Origin of the sequence: Pseudomonas sp. MF6755 (assembly GCF_016405635.1) — a bacterium.
In the GTDB taxonomy this organism is placed as follows: Bacteria; Pseudomonadota; Gammaproteobacteria; order Pseudomonadales; family Pseudomonadaceae; genus Aquipseudomonas; species Aquipseudomonas haemolytica.
In genome coordinates, this window is the sequence record NZ_JAEKDA010000007.1 from 67,808 (window position 1) to 83,750 (window position 15,943).

The 15,943-nt window shown below is 60.7% G+C and carries 13 protein-coding genes; 3 read left to right on the forward strand and 10 right to left on the reverse strand.

Annotation, left to right across the window (positions count from 1 at the left end; all coding sequences use genetic code 11):
- Window positions 1-18: 18 nt before the first annotated feature.
- Genes JFT66_RS10585 through JFT66_RS10595 form a run of 3 tightly spaced genes read left to right on the forward strand, consistent with a single transcriptional unit; the run spans window position 19 to window position 4,308 of the window.
- Window positions 19-1,143, forward strand: coding sequence for a GNAT family N-acetyltransferase (locus JFT66_RS10585; protein WP_198859237.1), 1,125 nt, complete (start codon window positions 19-21; stop codon window positions 1,141-1,143).
- On the forward strand, window positions 1,143-2,921 hold the full coding sequence (locus JFT66_RS10590) for a sensor histidine kinase (RefSeq protein ID WP_034118323.1): 1,779 nt from the start codon (window positions 1,143-1,145) through the stop codon (window positions 2,919-2,921). Before JFT66_RS10585 ends, JFT66_RS10590 begins: the two co-directional genes overlap by 1 nt.
- The gene (locus JFT66_RS10595; RefSeq protein WP_034118322.1) at window positions 2,911-4,308 is read left to right on the forward strand and encodes a sigma-54-dependent transcriptional regulator; all 1,398 of its coding nucleotides are present in this window, start codon (window positions 2,911-2,913) and stop codon (window positions 4,306-4,308) included. The genes JFT66_RS10590 and JFT66_RS10595 overlap by 11 nt, the downstream gene beginning before the upstream one ends.
- 123 nt (window positions 4,309-4,431) lie before the next feature.
- Here the strand turns inward: JFT66_RS10595 and JFT66_RS10600 are convergent, their stop codons facing one another.
- The 10 genes from JFT66_RS10600 to glpK all read right to left on the reverse strand — a co-directional run bounded on the left by JFT66_RS10600 (window position 4,432) and on the right by glpK (window position 15,917).
- On the reverse strand, window positions 4,432-4,770 hold the full coding sequence (locus tag JFT66_RS10600; RefSeq protein ID WP_034118321.1) for a GlpM family protein: 339 nt from the start codon (window positions 4,768-4,770) through the stop codon (window positions 4,432-4,434).
- Window positions 4,770-6,119 (reverse strand): sigma-54-dependent transcriptional regulator, encoded by a 1,350-nt coding sequence (locus tag JFT66_RS10605; RefSeq protein ID WP_153839774.1) that lies wholly within the window; start codon window positions 6,117-6,119, stop codon window positions 4,770-4,772. Before JFT66_RS10605 ends, JFT66_RS10600 begins: the two co-directional genes overlap by 1 nt.
- Entirely contained in the window at window positions 6,116-8,017 is a 1,902-nt protein-coding gene (locus JFT66_RS10610; RefSeq protein ID WP_034118319.1) for a sensor histidine kinase, read from the reverse strand. The genes JFT66_RS10605 and JFT66_RS10610 overlap by 4 nt, the downstream gene beginning before the upstream one ends.
- A 109-nt stretch (window positions 8,018-8,126) precedes the next feature.
- Window positions 8,127-8,861 (reverse strand): amino acid ABC transporter ATP-binding protein, encoded by a 735-nt coding sequence (locus tag JFT66_RS10615; RefSeq protein ID WP_033896404.1) that lies wholly within the window; start codon window positions 8,859-8,861, stop codon window positions 8,127-8,129.
- Window positions 8,858-9,529: an amino acid ABC transporter permease gene (locus JFT66_RS10620; RefSeq protein WP_034118318.1), complete on the reverse strand. Its 672-nt coding sequence runs from the start codon at window positions 9,527-9,529 to the stop codon at window positions 8,858-8,860. Before JFT66_RS10620 ends, JFT66_RS10615 begins: the two co-directional genes overlap by 4 nt.
- On the reverse strand, window positions 9,529-10,275 hold the full coding sequence (locus JFT66_RS10625) for an amino acid ABC transporter permease (protein ID WP_198859238.1): 747 nt from the start codon (window positions 10,273-10,275) through the stop codon (window positions 9,529-9,531). Before JFT66_RS10625 ends, JFT66_RS10620 begins: the two co-directional genes overlap by 1 nt.
- 192 nt (window positions 10,276-10,467) lie before the next feature.
- Window positions 10,468-11,394: a glutamate/aspartate ABC transporter substrate-binding protein gene (locus JFT66_RS10630; RefSeq protein WP_034118317.1), complete on the reverse strand. Its 927-nt coding sequence runs from the start codon at window positions 11,392-11,394 to the stop codon at window positions 10,468-10,470.
- A 324-nt stretch (window positions 11,395-11,718) separates the two neighbouring features.
- On the reverse strand, window positions 11,719-13,257 hold the full coding sequence (gene glpD, locus JFT66_RS10635) for a glycerol-3-phosphate dehydrogenase (RefSeq protein WP_198859239.1): 1,539 nt from the start codon (window positions 13,255-13,257) through the stop codon (window positions 11,719-11,721).
- Between the two features lie 303 nt (window positions 13,258-13,560).
- A complete protein-coding gene (locus tag JFT66_RS10640) occupies window positions 13,561-14,316 on the reverse strand; it encodes a DeoR/GlpR family transcriptional regulator (protein ID WP_034118315.1) in 756 nt (251 codons plus the stop codon).
- Window positions 14,317-14,411: 95 nt separating this feature from the next.
- Window positions 14,412-15,917: a glycerol kinase GlpK gene (glpK, locus tag JFT66_RS10645; protein WP_153839776.1), complete on the reverse strand. Its 1,506-nt coding sequence runs from the start codon at window positions 15,915-15,917 to the stop codon at window positions 14,412-14,414.
- Window positions 15,918-15,943 lie beyond the last annotated feature (26 nt).

Genomic DNA, 15,943 nt, shown 5'->3' on the forward strand with positions numbered 1-15,943 from the left:
TGTTGATAAGGAAAAACTGTGATAACCACCCAAGCCTTCCCGACCATCCGGGCTATCCAGCGCGATGCCTGGAACGACTGTTTTCCCGGTGCCCTGGAGGATTGGGATTACTATCTGGCCGTGGAAAACGCCGCGATTGCTGACTTTCAGTGGCGTTACCTGGCGGTCTACGACGATGAAACGCTGGTGGCTGTTGCGGCCGCGTTCATCACCCATTATCGCCTCGACACCACGGTGTCGGGGGCTGGCAAGCGCTTGACCGAGCGCCTGGATCGACTGTGGCCGGGTGCTTTGCAACTGGCGCTGTACGCCATCGGTTCGCCGGTGGCCGAACGCTGTGATGCGGGCGTCGCCAGCCATGTGCCAGCGGCCCGGCGCCCGATGTTGTTGCAGCAGTTGCTGGCGGCTGCGCGTGGCGATGCCGATCAATTCGGTATCGGGCTGGTGGCGGTCAAGGACGCGCCGGCCAACGACCCGCACTGGGCTGACAGCTGCCGCGCCGCAGGCTTTCAAAGCATGCCGAGCCTGCCTACTGGTGTGTTGCCTTTGCCCTACGGTTCGGTGGACGCGTACCTGGGTTCGCTGGGAAAATCCACGCGCAAGGACCTGCGCCGCAAGCTGCGCGCGCCTGGGCCACGGGTCGAGTGGCGCCGCAATATTGATGACGTGTTGCCTGAGGTCATGCGCCTGTATGAAGCCACGCTCACGCGCGCGGACTTGCAGTTCGAGCGCCTGCCCGCCGGTTACTTCACGGGTGTGCTCGAACACCTTCACGAGCGGGCGGTCTGTGTTCTTTACTGGGTGGACGAACGCCTGGTGGCGTTTAACCTGATGCTGCTGGACGAGCATCGGCTGGTAGACAAGTTCTTTGGCCATGACATCGAGTTCAGCCGTGACTACAACCTGTACTTCCGCAGTTGGCTGACCAATGTCGACTACTGTATTGAACACGATATACCGGTGTACGAGTGCGGCCAGGCGGGGTATGCCAGTAAACTGCGCCTGGGGTGCGAGTTCCAGGGCAACAGCCTGTTCTTTCGTCACCGCAACCGGCTGGTCAACGGCCTGCTCAAGCTTGTAAAACTGTTTATTCGACCGGATCGTTCCGACCCTGCCATGGCTGCTGCGATAAGCGAAACCTGATGATCACCAAGACCCGCCAGAAAGCCCGCCCCTTTGCCATTTCGCGTTGGAGCGTCCAGCGCAAGCTGGTGCTGGCGTTCTGGCTGGTCAGCGTTATTCCGACCATGATTGCAGCTGAGTTGGCCGCCACCACGCTGTCGCAGATTTTCGACAGCAACGTGCGTATCTGGCTGCAAGAGTCGACCAAGATCGTCAAGGATGAGATAGGCGACATCCTTCATGACAACGCACGCATGGCCAAGCTGTTCCTGCGCTACACCAGCCCGCCGTCGTCCAAGCAGGCCGCCAAGCATGACCGGCTCACCGCCGACATTGCCGATGCCACCGATATCGACGTGGTGGCGCTGATTCGCACCAGTGACCATAAAGTGGTGTTCAGCACGGCCTCCGATGACATCGTCAGGCAGATCAGCCTGACCAGCAACGCGGTGCTGCAGACTGTGCAAGTCGCCGGGGTGAGCACGGGGCTGGTGGTCTCGACCTTCGAAACCAGCCGTGACGGCGTTGACTATTTGTTGTTGGTGGCCACTTACCTGGACAGCAGCTTCCTTACCAGCGTGGCCGATGTGCATTCCCTCGACCTGCGCCTGTACCTGGCTAACCCGGCGGGTTTTTCCGAGATATTCTCCACCCAGCGCTTCGAGAATCATCCGTCGCGCATTCCGAAAAACGTTGAGGCCGCGCTGCGCAGCACCAAGCAGCCGAGCGAGCAATTCACCAACCAGTACAGCGGTTTGTACTGGCCGATCTTCAATGACGCCGGCGAGTTGCAAGGGGTGATCTTCAGCGGCCTGTTGCGTCATACCAGCCTGGTGGGGCTGGTGAACCAGAGCAACCTGTTCGTGCTGATTTTCCTGCTCAGCTCGGCGCTGTCCCTGGCGGCGGGGCTGCTGGTGTCGCGGCGCCTGACCAAGCCGCTGCGGGACTTGTCCCAGGGCGTGGACGCGGTGATCTCGGGCAGTTACGCCCACCGTGTGGTGGTCACTGGCGGTGACGAGCTGGCGCAATTGAGCAGCACTTTCAACCACATGACCGAGCGACTGGGTGAGTTGCATCACCTCGAGGCCCAACTGCGCCGACGTGATCGCCTGCATGCCCTGGGTGAAGTCGCGATGGGCCTGGCCCACGAAATCCGCAACCCGCTGGGCATCATCAAGACCGCCACCCAACTACTGCACCGGCGCGCCGACTTGGCAGAAACCGACAAGCGCCACTTGGAATATGTCATCAGCGAAGTCAGCCGAATCAACGACCTGATCACCGAATTCCTCGACTTCGCCAAGCCCAACCCGCCGATCCGCGTGCTGCAGCCGGCACGCGCTTTGGTGGAAGAGATCCTCGGCTTCTGCGGCCCAGAGCTGAGCACTCACAACATTGATGCACAGATTGACGACCAGGCGCCTGACGCCACGATCTATGCGGATGCCAAGCAACTCAAGCAGGCTTGCCTCAACCTGATTCTCAACGCCATCGACGCAATGCCCGACGGCGGGCGCCTGACCCTGGGGATTCGCAGCGTGGGCGACAATACGGTGATCAGCATCGGCGACACCGGCCAGGGCATAGCCGCGGATATGGTAGAGCGCATCTTCACGCCGTTCGTCACCACCAAGGCATCGGGCACCGGCCTGGGCCTGGCCAAAGTCTATTCGATCATGGAAAGTCACGACGGCAGCATCGAATGCGCCAGTGAGAAAGATGCCGGCGCCACCTTCAGCCTGTACATTCCGGCTCACGGTGAAGACGACGGCGAGGATGAGGACGGGCATGACGCATAACGTATTAGTGGTCGACGACGAGCCCAAGCTCTGTGATTTGCTGACCCAGGCCTTGAGCCAGAACGGCATCCAGGTGTTCAGCGCGGGCAATGGCCTGCATGCGCTCAAGGTGCTGGGAGATGAGGACATCGACCTGGTCATCAGCGACTGGCGCATGCCGGGCATGGATGGCCCGGCGCTGCTGGCAGAGATCAAGCTGCGCTACCCACAGGTGCCGGTGATCGTGATGACTGCCTACAGCACGGTAAAAAATGCCGTGCACTCGATGCGCAACGGCGCCTATGACTACATCGCCAAGCCGTTCGATATCGACGAGTTGGATATCACTGTGGCCAAGGCCCTGCAATTTCGCGACATCATGCGCGATAACGCCCGCATGCGCGCCGAGCTGGACGAGCACGCGCAGTTCGACAGCCTGGTGGGCGACAGCCCGGCGTTTCGCACGGTGTTGCAGGCCGTGGATTCGGTGCGTGACAGTAGCGCCACCATCCTGCTGACTGGCGAAAGCGGTACCGGCAAGGAAATGGTCGCCCGCGCCATCCACAAGCATGGCAGCCGCGCCGACAAACCCTTCGTGGCGGTCAATTGTGCGGCGATTCCCGAAGGCTTGCTGGAAAGCGAGATGTTCGGCCATCGCAAAGGCGCCTTCACCGGCGCCGTGGCCGACCGGGTAGGGCGTTTCATGCAGGCCGACAAGGGCACTTTGTTTCTCGACGAAGTCGGGGATATGCCCCTGGCGTTGCAGGCCAAGATTTTGCGTGCCTTGCAAGAGCGGGTGATCGAGCCGGTGGGCGACCCTCGGGAGCGCAAGGTCGACGTGCGAGTGATCGCCGCCACCAACAAGAACCTGCTGGACGCGGTGGCCAATAAAGAGTTTCGCGAAGACCTGTATTACCGCCTCAACGTCTTTCCGATTCCGCTGCCGGCCCTGCGCGAGCGTGTGGAAGATATTGCACCCCTGGCCCGACACTTCGCGCAGACCTTGAGCGCGACCGCCGGCAAGCGCATCACCGGCTTCAGCCCCGAGGCGTTGCAGGCCATGGCGGCGTATCACTGGCCGGGCAATATCCGCGAGCTGCAGAACTGTGTGGAGCGCGCGACCATCGTGGCGGCCTCGCCTGTGATCGAGGATATTGATTTGCCGGGGTATCTGTTTGCTTCCAGGCCTGCCGAGGCTGGCGTGACGGCGATTCTCAGCGAAGGCCCGGGCGTGCCACAAGACCTGGATGCGGCGTTGGCGGAAGTGGAGAAAGCCTACATCCTCGCGGCGTTGCAAGAGAGCAATGGCGTGCAGGCCGCGGCGGCACAGCGCATCGGGATTTCCGAGAGGAGCTTCTGGTATCGCCTGAAGAAGCTGGGCATCCAAGTCGACAAAATAGTCCGCTGATGCCGCGTAGCTAAAAAATGTGGGAGGGGGCTGCTCCCGATAACGGTATGTCAGTCAGTACATATTTCACTGACCCACCGCTATCGGGAGCAAGCCCCCTCCCACATTTCTTACCGAGTTGAGTCAGGAGTGGAGGCGAACCCAGATGCTGACCAGGATCGAGGCGGCCATCAACCAGGCCACGGCGGCCACTGCCAGTGACGCTTCGAGCCGCATCCGATCCACCATCACATACAAGGTTGCCAGGTACACAAAATAAGGAATGATCGACCACATCCCAAACACGATGGTGGTCTTCAAATCCTCCACCGAACGGCCTTTACCGACGATGTAATGGGCAATCAGCGCAAAGGTCGGAAACAGCGGCACCAGCCCCGCGATGTAATAGTTCTTGGTCTTGGCCAGCGCCGCCAGGATCAGCACCACCGCCGCGCCCAGGGCGGCCTTCAGAAAAAGATCCATCAGTGACTCAACCCGTATTTCTTGACCTTGTCGAACAGGGTGGTCTTGGCCATCCCCAGTTCCTGGCTGGCCTGGGTCAGGTTGCCGCCGCTGCGTTGCAGAGCGTCAACCAGCAGGTTGCGCTCGAAGGCCTCTACTGCTTCAGTAAAGGCCAGGCCATGGTTGCCGCTGCTCGAGCCGCTTTTCTTGAAGGCGGGCAAGCCCAGGGCGAAGCGCTCGGCGACGTTGCGCAGTTCCCGCACGTTACCCGGCCAGTCGTGGCTCATCAGGCTCGACAAGGTCTGGTTGTCGAGGTCCGGGACGCTGCGGTCGAAGCGCAGTGACGATTGCTGCAGGAAGTGTTCGAACAGCTGCAGGATGTCTTCACGCCGTTCGCGCAGCGGTGGCAGTTCCAGAGTCACCACGTTGAGGCGGTAGTAGAGGTCGCTGCGGAACTGGCTGGCGCGGCTCAGTTCGTCGAGGTCGGACTTGGTAGCGGCGATTACCCGGCAATCCACCGCCACGCTCTGGTTCGAGCCCAGGCGTTCCAGGGTGCGTTCCTGCAGCACTCGCAGCAGCTTGATCTGCAGGTTGATCGGCATGCTTTCCACTTCATCGAGGAACAGCGTGCCTTCGTGGGCATGCTCGATCTTGCCGATGCGGCGTTTGCCTGCACCGGTAAAGGCGTTGGCTTCGTGGCCGAAAATTTCGCTTTCGAACAGGTTCTCCGGCAGGCCCCCGCAGTTCAAGGCGACGAACTGGTGGGAATGACGCCGGCTGAAATCATGCAGGCAGCGCGCGACCAGTTCCTTGCCGGTGCCGGTCTCGCCTTCGATCAGCACGTTGGCCGACGTGTCGGCGACGTTGGCGATCAGTTCGCGCAGGTTTTGCATCGCTGGCGAGCGGCCGATGATGCGGCCTTCCAACGAGTCACGCTCGGCCAGTTGGCGACGTAGCGACCAGACTTCCCGCGCCAGCCCGCGTTGCTCCAGGGCGCGGCGCGCCACGTCCACCAGGCGTTCGGGGGAAAAGGGTTTCTCCATGAAATCGTAGGCGCCGTTGCGCATGGCGCCGACGGCCATAGAGATATCGCCGTGCCCGGTGATCAGCACCACCGGCAGGCTTTTATCCATCGCCTTGAGGCGGGTGAGCAGCTCCAGGCCGTCGATGCCCGGCAGGCGAATGTCGCTGATAACAATCCCGGCAAAGTTCTCGCCGATACGCTTGAGCGCTTCTTCGGCACTGCCCACGCCGACACTGGGTATGTCTTCCAGCGCCAGGGCTTGCTGGCAGCCGAGCAGTACATGGGGGTCGTCTTCGACGATCAGCACGGTGAGGTCGTCGTTCGGGGCTGTAGTGTCTGTATTCATGTCGACTCAGTGTGTTGAGCGCCCACCAGCGGCAGGCTCAGGACAAAGGCAGTACCACCACCGGCCGGGTGTTCCACGGCGAGGTTGCCGCCGGTTGCCGCCGCGAGGCTGGCCGACAGCGTCAGGCCCAGGCCCAGGCCCTGCTCGCCAGGCTTGGTGGTGAAAAATGGTTCGAACAAATGCTTGCGCGTCTCGAGGTCGATGCCATGGCCGTTGTCGCGTACGCGCAAGCGGTATTTGCCGTCGCTGACCTGGCCTTCCAGCCACAGTTGCGGTGCCGGCTGTGCTTGCATCGCATCGAGGGCGTTGCTGATCAGGTTCACCAGGATCTGCTCCAGGCGTGTCTGGTCGATCTGCAATTGAGCGTTGTCGAAGTCACGGTGCAAGGTCAGCGGCAGGCCGTCCAGGCGCGCACCCAGTACCTGGAATGCGGCGTCGACGGCCTTGCCGAGGTTGGCCTCGCCCTGGTCGTCACCGCGCCGGGCAAAGGAGCGCAGGCTGGCGGTGATGCGGCCCATGCGGTCGATCAGTTCGTTGATGGTCTTGAGGTTGGTACTGGCGGTGTCCAGGGCCCCGCGCTCGAGGAAGCGCACGGTGTTGCCCGACAGCGTGCGCAGGGCCGCCAGCGGCTGGTTCAATTCATGGGCGATGCTGGTGGACATCTGGCCGATGGCCGCGAGCTTGCCGGCCTGGACCAGTTCGTCCTGGGCGTGGCGCAGGGTTTCTTCGGCCTGGCGTCGTTCGCGGATCTGGCCCTTGAGCCGTTCATTGCTGGCGCGCAGGTCGGCGGTGCGTTCGGCAATTCGCCGTTCCAGTAGGCTGTTGGCTTCCTGCAAGGCTTCCCGCGCGGCGAGGCGGGTGGCGATGACCTTGCGCCGCTCGTTCCAGGCAATCAGCAAGAAGGCGACCAGGCCAAAGGCGACGGCCACCAGGATGCCCTGGTTGATCGCGGCGCGGCGCAGGTCGTTGAGCGGGGTGAGCAGAGTGAAACTCCACGGCGTGTCATTGAGCGGGCGGGTTTGCGCCAGGTAGCTGACGGCGTGTTCGTCGTTGACCACTTCCGTGTTGGCCGGGAAGGTCAGTTTCTCGGTGCCTTCGTTCAGGCGCTCACGAGCCAGGGGCTCCAGTTCGTTGAGCGTCGCCCAGTAATATTGCAGGCTGTGGGCCAGGCGTTCCTTGGTGTCATCGCTCAGCGGGCGCACGGCCTTGAGGCGGCGGGCCGGGTCGCTGGAGAGGATGATGATGCCGTTCTCGTCACTCACGAAGGCTTCGAGGCGGGCGCGCTGCCAGCGTTCTTCAAGGGCTTCGAGGCGGACCTTGACCACCGCGACGCCGATGATCTTGCCGTGCTCTTCAAGGCCATGGGCCAGGTAGTAACCGGGTTCGCCGTTGGTGCTGCCAATACCGTAGAAACGGCCGGGCTGACCGCGAACGGCGTTCTGGAAATAGGCGCGAAAGGACAGGTCTTCACCTTGGTAACTGTCCGCATCGCGCCAGTTACTGGTGGCCAGCACGCGGCCGGTGGTGTCCATCACGTAGATGGCTCGGCTGCGACTGCGACGGTTTAGGCCTTCGAGGTAGTCGTTGACCGTTTTGCGGGCTTCCTGGTTCGGGTCGGCCAGCAATCGGGAAACGCTCGACTCCAACTCCAGGAGGCTGGGCAGGTAGGTGTATTTGCTCAGTTCGCTTTCGACAGTGCGGGCATGCAGCTCCAACTGGCGTTCGCCGTTGTCGCTGAGGGTGCGGATGCCATAGTACTCACTGACCCAGAAGCCGATATAACCCAGGCCGACCATCAGGGCGATGATCAACGGCGGCAGGAACAGTTGGCGTATCAGACGAGGCTTCACGGCAAGTGATGGCGGCGCGGCGCGATATTGATTGGGGTCGCATTTCATCACAGATGCCTTGGGTCAACCAGAGCTGCCAGCCTGTGTGGTCCAGTGTGGGAGGGGGCAAGCCCCCTCCCACAGTGGCCATGTTTCTACAGTGGGAGCTGTTTAGTACTTAGTGCTGCAGGATTTTCTCAAGGAAGTGCTGCGCACGTTCGGAGCGGGCGCTGATATCGCCGAAGAACTCTTCCTTCGGGCAGTCTTCGATGATCTTGCCGGCGTCCATGAAGATCACGCGGTCGGCCACTTTGCGCGCAAAGCCCATTTCGTGGGTCACGCACATCATGGTCATGCCTTCGTGGGCCAGTTGCACCATCACGTCGAGCACTTCGTTGACCATTTCCGGGTCCAGCGCCGAGGTCGGTTCGTCGAACAGCATGACGATTGGGTCCATGGCCAGGGCGCGGGCAATCGCCACACGTTGCTGCTGGCCACCGGAGAGTTGGCCAGGGTGCTTGTGGGCGTGTGCCGACAGGCCCACGCGGTCGAGCAGTTGCAGGCCCTTCTTGGTGGCTTCTTCCTTGCTGCGGCCCAGCACCTTGATCTGCGCGATGGTCAGGTTTTCAGTGATGGTCAGGTGCGGGAACAGCTCGAAGTGCTGGAACACCATGCCCACGCGCGAACGCAGTTTCGGCAGGTTGGTCTTCGGGTCGGCGATGGAGGTGCCATCGACCACAACGTCGCCCTTCTGGAACGGTTCCAGCGCATTCACGCACTTGATCAGAGTGGATTTGCCCGAGCCGGACGGCCCGCATACCACGATCACTTCGCCTTTTTTAACCTCGGTGCTGCAATCGGTCAGCACCTGGAAGTCGCCATACCACTTGTTGATGTTCTTGATAGAGATCATACGGCAAACCTTTTTTGCAGACGCTTGACCAGCAGCGAGGCGGAAAAGCTGATGATGAAGTAGACGACACCGGCAAAGATCAGGAACTCATTGGAGCGGCCGATGATGTCGCCGTTGGAGCGGGCGGAGTTGAGGAAGTCCACCAGGCCCACGGTGTAGACCAGCGAAGTGTCCTGGAACAGGATGATCGACTGTTGCAGCAGCAACGGCGTCATCTTGCGGAACGCCTGGGGCAGGATGATCAGGCGCATGGTCTGGCCGTAGGTCATGCCCATGGCTTGTGCTGCGGCCATCTGGCCCTTGGGGATCGACTGCACGCCGGCCCGCACGATTTCGCAGAAGTACGCGGCCTCGAACATCATGAACGCCACGACGCAGGAGGTGAACGCGCCGATCGGTGTGTCTTCGCCGGTGATCCAGCGCAGCACGAACGGCACCGCCAGGTAGAACCAGGTGATCACCAGCAGCAGCGGGATCGAGCGGAAGTAGTTCACGTAGGCGCCAGCCACGCGGGACAGCAGTTTGTTGGACGACAGGCGCATGAGCGCCAGGACGGTGCCCAGCGCGATACCGCCAACCACACCCATGACCATCAACTGCAAGGTCATGACCATGCCGTTCCACAGGCCCGGGATAGCGGGGATGATGCCGCTGAAATCGAAGTCCATTATTTACCCCCCACGGAGATCAGGCCGGGCACCGCGACTTTCTTCTCCACTACGCGCATCAGCAACATCAGGCTCATGTTCAGGGTGAAGTAGATCAGCGTGGCCAAGGTGAAGGCTTCGAACAGGTTGGCCGAAAACTCGGCGGTCTGCTTGGTTTGCGCCAGCAGTTCCATCAAGCCGATCAAGGACGCCACGGAGGAGTTCTTGAACACGTTGAGGAATTCCGAGGTAAGCGGCGGAATGATGATGCGATAAGCCTGGGGCAGCAGCACGTACCAGTAGATCTGCGGCAGCTTGAAACCCATGGCGCGTGCAGCGGATTCCTGGCCACGGGGCAGCGCCTGGATGCCGGTACGCACTTGTTCACACACACGGGCGGCGGTGAACAGGCCCAGGCACACCACCACGCTCAGGTAGGCCGAGGTGGTCGGGTTCAGGTCCTGTTTGTACCAGTCCTGCAGGTTCTGCGGCAGCATGTCGGGTACAAGGAAGTACCAGATAAACAGCTGAACCAGCAGCGGCACGTTACGAAACAGTTCCACGTAGCAGGTCGCGATGCCCGATACGATGCGGTTTGGCACGGTGCGCATGACCCCCAGAATGGAGCCCAGCAGCAAGGCGATGATCCATGCCACGACAGCGATGGCAATGGTCCAGCCCAGGCCGGCGATGTACCAGTCGAGATAAGTCTCGCTGCCCACGCCGGTGGACTTGAAGAACACGCCCCAGTCCCAGTTGTAATTCATTAGGGTCTCCCCTCAAGATCGATCGATATACAAGCACCTGCTTGGGAAGATCCTTTCCCGCCTGGCGTTGAATGCCAGGCACACGCGATCGGCTCGAAAACCGCCAGGTCGAGTGTTCCAAATTAAAGCCAGCAAGTAGTAACAGATGCCTGAGGGAGGGTTGGCTCCCTCAGGAATAAGCTTAGTCAGGTATTAGATTTTTACGTCAGGCGCTGGTTTGTCGCTTGGGGTAGCGATCAGCTCCTTGACCTTGTCGCTCATCGGGAAGTTCAGGTTCAGGCCTTTAGGTGGAATCGGGCTTTCGAACCACTTGCTGTAGATCTTGTTGATCTCGCCGGACTTGTACAGGGCGACAATGGCGTCATCCACGGCTTTCTTGAAGTCAGGATCGCCTTTGCGAACCATGCATGCGTAGGCTTCAAAGGACTGCGGAGTACCGGTAATGACCCAGTCGTCCGGCTTCTTGGCCTTGGCTTCTTCACCGGCCAGCAGCGCGTCATCCATCATGAACGCGACAGCGCGGCCGCTCTCGAGCATCTGGAAGGATTCGCCGTGGTCTTTGGCGGAGATGACGTTCATGCCCATCTGCTTGTCGGCGTTCATCGCCTTGATGATGCGCTCGGACGTGGTGCCAGCAGTGGTCACGACGTTTTTGCCTTTCAGGTCGGCAAAGTCAACGTAGGACGGCTTGCCATCCTTGTCTTTCTTGACCAGCAGGCGGGTGCCGATTTCGAAGATGTTGACGGTGAAGTCGACTTGCTGGGCGCGTTCGGCGTTGTTGGTGGTGGAGCCGCACTCCAGATCCGCGGTGCCGTTCTGGATCAGCGGGATACGGGTTTGCGAGGTCACCAGGTTGTACTTGGCTTTCAGGTCGGGTTTGTTCAGGTCTTTTTTCAGTTGTTCAACGACGGCCAACTGAATGTCGTGGGAGTAGCCCACGGGTTTGCCCGAACCATCCGCGATGTAGGAAAACGGAATGGAGCTGTCGCGGTGAGCGAGAGTGATGGTGCCGGAGTCGTTGATTTTCTTCAGTGTGCCGGTGAGTTCGGCGGCGAAAACTGGAGTGCTGATCAGAGCAGCAGCGATAGCTGCGCCCAGGATATGGGGAACGATACGCATCAATACTTCCTCGACATTTGTTTTTTTTATGAAGCCAGGTGAACGGCTCTCTTGTATAGCGAATGCCCGTGACGGCTCCTAAGGCGCCCCAGGCAATCGTCGAAGAGTGTAGAGCATGAGTCGTGCCATACCGAAAATAAAAGGTTAACTTCATGATTTATATGGAGATTAACTTTGTGTTGCAACAAGGGTTTCAGCGTTTAGTCCGGCAAACCGAATAGGGTGTGAGCTCGCGTTCGGAAAACCGAATACGAGATCGCCTGATCCGCAGGCATAAAAAAGCCCCCGCACCTTTCGGTGCGAGGGCTTTTTGGGGCTGGGCGATCAGGCCGCTTCGATCTTGCTACGGTTCTGCTCGACCTTCGACAGGTAACGCTGCACGTTCTCCTGCTCCTGCGGGGTGGTGAACAGGCCAAGCTTGGTGCGGCGCCACAGCACGTCCTGCGGTTGCGTCACCCATTCTTCGGCGCACAGGTAATCGACTTCGCGGGTGTACAGGCCGCCACCCAGGTGATCACCCAAGTCGGTCAGCGATTGAACGCCCTCCAGCAGGCGCCAGGTGCGGCTGCCATAGGTGGTGGACCAGCGACGGGCAATTTCGCTCGGCACCCAGTCGTACTTGGTGCGGATGGCTTCGGCCAGGGCTTCAGGCGTGGTCATGTTTTCGCCGCCGGGCAGGCTGGCCGTGGCGGTCCAACTTGGGCGCATCTGGGTGAAGTACGGCGCCAGTTGGGCCATGGCTGACTCAGCCAGCTTGCGATAGGTGGTCAGCTTGCCGCCGAACACCGACAGGATCGGTGCTTCGCCGGTAGCGCCGGACAGTGCCAGGGTGTAGTCACGGGTGATGGCCGACGGGTTGTCCGACTCGTCGTTGCACAGTGGGCGCACGCCGGAGTAGGTGTGGACGATATCGTCGCGGCTCAGCTGTTTCTTGAAGTGTGCGTTGACCACGTTGAGCATGTAGTCGGTTTCACCTTCGGTAATCGCTACTTTTGCCGGGTCGCCGGTGTATTCGCGGTCGGTGGTGCCGATGATGGTCAGGTGGTTCAGGTACGGAATAGTGAAGACGATGCGTTGGTCTTCGTTCTGCAGGATGTGCGCATGGGCACCTTCGTACAGTCTTGGCACGATCAAGTGACTGCCCTGGATCAGGCGGATGCCGTAGGGCGAATCCAGCTTGAGGTCGTCCCGGATGAATTTGGCCACCCAAGGGCCAGCAGCGTTCACCAAGGCGCGGGCGCGGATGGAGAACAGGCTGCCGTCGGCACGTTCCATGTTCATTTCCCACATGTCGTTGCTGCGATGGGCGCTGATGCAACGGGTCTGGGTGTGGATGTGCGCGCCTTTCTCGCGGGCAGCCATGGCATTGAGCACTACCAGGCGGGCGTCGTCGACCCAGCAGTCGGAGTATTCAAAGCCCTTGGTGATTTCGCTTTTCAGCGGGCTGTCGGCGCCAAACTTGAGGCTTTTGGAACCCGCCAGTTTCTCGCGCTTGCCCAAGTGGTCATAAAGGAACAGGCCGGCGCGAATCATCCACGCCGGGCGCAGGTGCGGGCGGTGTGGCAGCACGAAGCGCATTTGCTTGACGATGTGCGGGGCCTTGGCCAGCAGCACTTCACGTTCGGCCAGGGCTTCGCGCACCAGGCGGAATTCGTAATGTTCCAGGTAACGCAGGCCACCGTGGATCAGCTTGCTGCTGGCCGATGAGGTGTGGCTGGCGAGGTCGTCCTTTTCGCAAAGGAATACCGACAAACCGCGACCGGCTGCGTCTGCTGCAATGCCGACGCCATTGATCCCGCCACCGATTACGGCAACGTCATAGACTTCGGCAAGCGGTGGAGCAGGCAAGGTGGAAGGGTTCATCGGCTAGCCTCGCGATCTTTTTCGTATTGGAATTCGAACATTAATGTTCATTTGCGAAAATGGTAGCTGATAAACGCGGGCACAGCCACCCGACTTCGATTGAAAAAACTCATCGAAGGGCGGGAAAAGGAAAATTTGTGAACATTTACCCGGGCAAGCCCGAGGAAAAGGGCGCGGGGTAGATCGCCTTCGCGAGCAAGCCCGCTCCCACACTCGACCGAGTTCCGGCTTGGGAATTCGGTCAACTGTGGAGGCGGGCTTGCTCGCGAAGGCGCCAGTGCAGACGCCGGAGAGACTACTGGGCTATACGACTTCCAGGCGCACCTTATGGTCATTCAGCAACTGCACCAACGCCGGCACCGGCTGCTGATCAGTCACCAGGCAATCCACCAGACTGATCGGCCCCAGGCGAATCATGGCATTGCGCCCGAACTTGCTGGAGTCCGCCGCCAGGATCACCTGCCGCGCATTGGCAATGATTGCCTGGGAAACCCGCACTTCCTGGTAGTCGAAGTCCAGCAGGCTGCCGTCCTCGTCGATCCCACTGATGCCCACCAAGGCAAAGTCGACCTTGAACTGGTTGATGAAATCGACACTTGCCTGGCCCACCACACCGCCGTCGCGGCGCACGTTGCCGCCGGTGAGCAACACATCGAAGTCGTCCTTGGCACTGAGCATGGTGGCGACGTTGAGGTTGTTGGTGATGATTTTCAGGTGGTTGTGATTGAGCAGCGCACGGGCGATGGATTCGGTCGTGGTACCGATGTTGATGAACAGCGAGGCGTGATCGGGGATTTGCGCGGCAATCGCTTCGCCGATGCGTTGCTTCTCGTCACGCATCTGGTCGGCACGCATGGCGTACGCGGTGTTCTCGACACTGGAGTCATAGGCCGCGCCGCCGTGGTAGCGGCGCAACAGATTGGCGTCCGCCAACTGGTTGATATCGCGGCGGATGGTTTGCGGGGTGACAACGAATAGCTGCGCCATTTCCTCGATGCTGACGTAGCCGCGTTCGCGGACCAGTTCGAGGATTTGTTGTTGGCGGGGAGGCAGATTCATGGGGCGTCCTTTGGGCTGCCATACAAAAGTGGCCCATGATGACGCAGGAATCCGCTCCCTGCCAGTTACAACCCTATCTGGGTCCGGCGCTTGGCTTATTCAGCGCCTTCGTGAGGTTCCCAGTCACGGGTGCGGCTCACCGCTTTTTGCCAACCGGCGTAGAGCTTCTCTTTGGCTGTTTCATCCAGCTGTGGTTCGAATTCGCGCTCGATCACCGCCTTGCCGCGCAACTCGTCCAGGCTGCCCCAGAAGCCACACGCCAGGCCGGCCAGGTAGGCGGCGCCGAGGGCAGTGGTTTCGCGCATTTGCGGGCGCTCGACCCGGGTGCCAAGGATGTCGGCCTGGAATTGCATCAGGAAGTTATTGGCAACTGCGCCGCCGTCCACACGCAGGGCCTTGAGGCGTTCGCCCGAGTCCTGTTGCATGGCGTCGAGTACGTCGCGGGTCTGGTAGGCAATCGACTCCAGGGCCGCGCGAATAATGTGGTCCACGCGTACGCCGCGGGTCAGGCCGAACAGCGCGCCACGGGCATACGGGTCCCAGTATGGAGCCCCCAGGCCGGTGAAGGCCGGGACCAGATACACGCCGTTGCTGTCCTTGACCTTGCCGGCAAAGTATTCGGTGTCGTGGGCGTCGTTGATGATTTTCAGCTCGTCACGCAGCCATTGCACGGTGGAGCCGCCGTTGAAGACCGCGCCTTCGAGGGCGTAGGCCACTTCACCGCGTGGGCCGCAGGCGATGGTGGTGAGCATGCCGTGCTTGGACTTCACCGCCTTGTCGCCGGTGTTCATCAGCAGGAAGCAGCCGGTGCCGTAGGTGTTCTTGGCCTGGCCGGCTTCTACGCACATCTGGCCGAAAAGCGCGGCTTGCTGGTCGCCGGCAATGCCGCCGATGGCGATACCGCTTTTGGTGCGGCCGTAGATTTCGGAGGAGGACTTCACTTGCGGGAGCATTTCCCGCGGAATGTCGAGGATCTCCAGCATCTTCGCATCCCACTCCAGGGTGTGGATGTTGAAGAGCATGGTGCGCGATGCGTTGGTGTAGTCGGTGACGTGGGTCTTGCCGCCGGTAAATTTCCAGATCAGCCAGCTGTCGATGGTGCCGAACAGCAGTTCGCCGTTGCGCGCACGTTCGCGGCTGCCTTCGACGTTGTCGAGGATCCACTTGAGCTTGGTGCCGGAGAAATACGGATCGGTGACCAGGCCGGTGGTGTCGCCGATGTATTGCTCATGGCCGTCGCGCTTGAGCTGCTGGCAGATCTCGGTGCTGCGTCGGCACTGCCAGACGATGGCGTTGTAGATCGGGCGGCCGGTGATCTTGTCCCAGACCACGGTGGTTTCACGCTGGTTGGTGATACCGATGGCAGCGACCTGGTCATGGTGCAGGCCGGCCTGGGCCAACGCCTCGACCATCACCGCGCTTTGGGTAGCGAAGATTTCCATCGGGTCATGTTCTACCCAACCGGCCTGCGGGTAATGCTGTGCAAATTCACGCTGGGCAGTGCACACCACGTTGGCGTCACGATCGAAGATGATCGCCCGGGAACTGGTGGTGCCCTGATCAAGGGCAATGATGTAGTTCTTATTCTGAAGGTCGGTCATGTCAATTGCCTTGGACGAAATAAGGA